Raw genomic sequence first — 3156 nt, 5'->3', positions numbered from 1 at the left:
GCAATTCTCAGAGTCATGAGGACAAAACTTATCCTTTTAAGGCAGAAGGCAGAAGGCAGAAGGCAGAAGTAAGAAGGTCTTAAGGTAATAAGCGCCCATGAATACTGTACCTCATAGGTATGAGAAACGCTATAGATTAACTGTGGGTAGCTTGACTTTTTGGTGGGCATTGCTTTGGTGAATTCGGGCAGGTAGGGGAGTGGGAAACTGGCAATGCCCACCCTACAAAATGCGATCGCACTTAAGCATTTCCTACCTCAAACCGTTCCCAGCCACTGCCTTGATAACCAAAGGTGAACAGGTCTGGATGCAAAATTTCCGCTATCATTTCTACTGAATCTACTAGTCTTGGTCCTGGACGATTGAAATACGCATTACCATCAGTAACAAAAACCTTACGCTGGCGTACCGCTTGCAAACTTGACCACTGCGAATGTTGAGCCATCTGTTGGGTTTCTTGTGTTGTGCGTTCCAAATCAAAGCCGCAAGGCATTACAATAATTACGTCTGGATCAGCTTTTACTAGAGCATCCCATTCCAGATAAGGGGAATGTTTACCTAAAGCTCCAAACACAGGATTACCACCTGCAATTGTTACTAATTCAGGAATCCAGTTACCAGCAGCCATGAGAGGATCAGTCCACTCTATGCAAGCAACAGTAGGGCGGTGATTTTCCGAGATTTCCTGTGTCTTTTGCCTACAGGTTTCGACGCGAGACTGTAATTGCTTCAGTAAAGATTGTGACTCTACTCCCAAGATGGTAGCAACTCGCTCAAGATCTGCCCAAACTTCAGCTAGCAAGTTTGGCTGCAAGGAAATTATCTGAGGCTGGCTATTAGTAAGGTTAGCAACTGCTTTCTCGACCACATCGAAGTTGACAGCACAGACATCACATTGATCTTGAGTAACAATGTGGGTTGGTTGCAATTGTTCTAAAACATCAGTTTTTACTTGGTAAATACTCAAGGCACGTTTTACCAGATTGTTTATATCATCATCAATCTCGGCACTAGGTTTGTCGCTATTGATTTGAGCCTCGGTGCAGACAGGTCGATTTTTGATGGTTGCGGGATAGTCGCATTCGTGGGATCGCCCCACAATGGCATCAGTTAATCCTAAAGCTGCCACAATTTCCGTGGCACTGGGGAGCAGAGTAACAATTCTCAGGTTTTGTGAAAGCATAGTTTAGACCTTGATAAATTCAGTGCGATCGCATCTCTTGTAGGGTGCGTTAATGAAATGTAACGCACCATCTATAGCATGAAATGTAACAAACCATCTATTTGCATTGTTCAAAACAAACGATTTAATAGTACAATTAATTGCCAAAAAAAACAAGTCCTTACGCCGATCTTGTAGATTGGCTTGAGGGAATAAAATCCAACCAACTAATTCCGAATTCTGTTATATTGAATTATAACAATGTCAATTGATTTACTGATTAACGAAAAACTCAAATGACAATCAACACTTCTCGCTTAGGAAAGGCTAACAGCCATAGAGGATGCGATCGCGGAGTTACAGAAGCAAGTTTCGACCCCCCAACCGATGAATTGGCTACAACAAATTACAGGATCTTTTAAAGATGAACCGGCATTTGAGGAGGTGCTGGCTTATGGACGAGCCATTCGTCAAGGGGATGAATCTATCCTCGAAGCGCAAGACGAGCCCACCCTACCATGCTGGTGGGCAAAGGTCGATGATTCCTAATTAAATTGCCAAACTATCATCATTTGCCCACCCTACCATACTTACAAAGTATCCAACACCATAGTCCGTATATTGCCGAAATTCTGGTGCTTGAAACCCCAGCACAATATCGTCCTTCGCTACCCCTCGATCCACAAGTTCTTGGCCTATTCTCATTTCCGTCATATTTTGCTCAATCCAAATCTTTCCCTTCTTAATATCTAAATGTAAAACACAACCATAGACCCGCCGATAGCCATCCCATCCCACAGTCATTACCATGTAGTGGTCTTGTTTCGTATCAAAAACCGTGTAGCAATCAATCACTCCATTGGCGATGGGAATGGCAGCATAATCCGTCAACAACGACTGAATTATCTGGCGATAAAACTCTAGGTTATACATTGTAAAATCACCTCTTTAATGGCGTCATAAATAAGTAAGCATATGCGCTACGGGCAGGCTACGCCAACAGCTATCAGCACTCAGCAGTCAGCTTAAAAGAAGCGATCCGCTTGAACGCTGTTATCATAGCTTGCCTATAGCGTATGAGCTGAATGGTTACGATAGAACAATTCAGATTCCAGTGCGATCGCTGATAGTAGAGCCCTTGCCAAAGTAGTTTTATGATACTGTTCTTGATCCAGTCACTGTTCGGCTCTATGATGATGATGTGACGTTTGCCGACTCTTAATTTAACCAAGCTCATGGGTAATCTACGACAAAGCCAAACCAGAACGACACAAGCTCGAGATCAGTCTATAGTATCGGGAAGTAGGAAGCCAACATACCACCCAGTCGAGGAACTGCAAGGGATAATTGGTAACCGAGCACTGGGTAATCTAATTAAATCCCAGCCAGACTTATCTGGACAAGTTCATCGTTCCCAAGATCCTCTGCTGAGTAGTGTCTCCCCTGTGAGTGGGCAACCAATCCAGCGAATGCCAATGTTTAGGGGACTTTCCCATGAATTAAAGGGCAATTGGCAGCAGGGCAATCGAGTGCAGGCGAAGCTAACTATTGGTGAAGCTGGGGATAAATATGAGCTTGAAGCTGACCGAGTAGCATCGGAAGTAGTGGATCGGATCAACACACCAGTGACTAGTCACAGCAATCAACCAGACTCGATTCAAGCTCAAGGTCAGCAAGATGAACTGATGAGGAAGCCAAAGTTACAGCTTCAATCTGTAGAAGGTGGGATGGCGGCTACCCCAGAGTTAGAAAGCTCAATCCAACAGGCAAGGGGGTCGGGGATGCCGATCGCCTTAAGTATCCGGAAACCAATGGAACAGTCGTTTGGGGCAGATTTTAGTGGAGTCAGGGTTCACAATGATGCCCAATCTGACCAGTTGAATCAATCTATTCAAGCTCGTGCTTTTACTACAGGTAAAGATATCTTCTTTCGGCAGGGGGAATATAACCCTGGGAGTCGAGGAGGGCAGGAATTGATTGCCCATGAATTGACA

The 3156-nt window shown here is 44.4% G+C and carries 4 protein-coding genes; 2 read left to right on the top strand and 2 right to left on the bottom strand.

Features of this window, described 5'->3' with window-relative positions; genetic code table 11:
- Positions 1-241: 241 nt before the first annotated feature.
- Positions 242-1183, bottom strand: a complete 942-nt coding sequence (locus F6K20_RS31175) for a cobalamin-binding protein (protein ID WP_008181767.1) — start codon at positions 1181-1183, stop codon at positions 242-244.
- 315 nt (positions 1184-1498) lie between these two features.
- Between F6K20_RS31175 and F6K20_RS31170 the strand changes: the two genes are divergently transcribed.
- The gene (locus F6K20_RS31170; protein ID WP_071986840.1) at positions 1499-1711 is read left to right on the top strand and encodes a hypothetical protein; all 213 of its coding nucleotides are present in this window, start codon (positions 1499-1501) and stop codon (positions 1709-1711) included.
- Here F6K20_RS31170 and F6K20_RS31165 read toward each other — a convergent pair whose 3' ends face one another.
- Positions 1712-2095, bottom strand: coding sequence for a XisI protein (locus tag F6K20_RS31165; RefSeq protein ID WP_008181765.1), 384 nt, complete (start codon positions 2093-2095; stop codon positions 1712-1714).
- 302 nt (positions 2096-2397) lie between these two features.
- Here F6K20_RS31165 and F6K20_RS31160 point away from each other — a divergent pair.
- On the top strand, positions 2398-3156 hold a 759-nt coding region (locus tag F6K20_RS31160), incomplete at its 3' end, for an eCIS core domain-containing protein (protein WP_287297311.1).

This window comes from Moorena sp. SIO2C4, assembly GCF_010672485.1.
Taxonomy (GTDB): Bacteria; Cyanobacteriota; Cyanobacteriia; order Cyanobacteriales; family Coleofasciculaceae; genus Moorena; species Moorena producens.
Note: the sequence above shows the minus strand (reverse complement) of the source record. Positions and strands in the feature narration are given on the sequence as shown.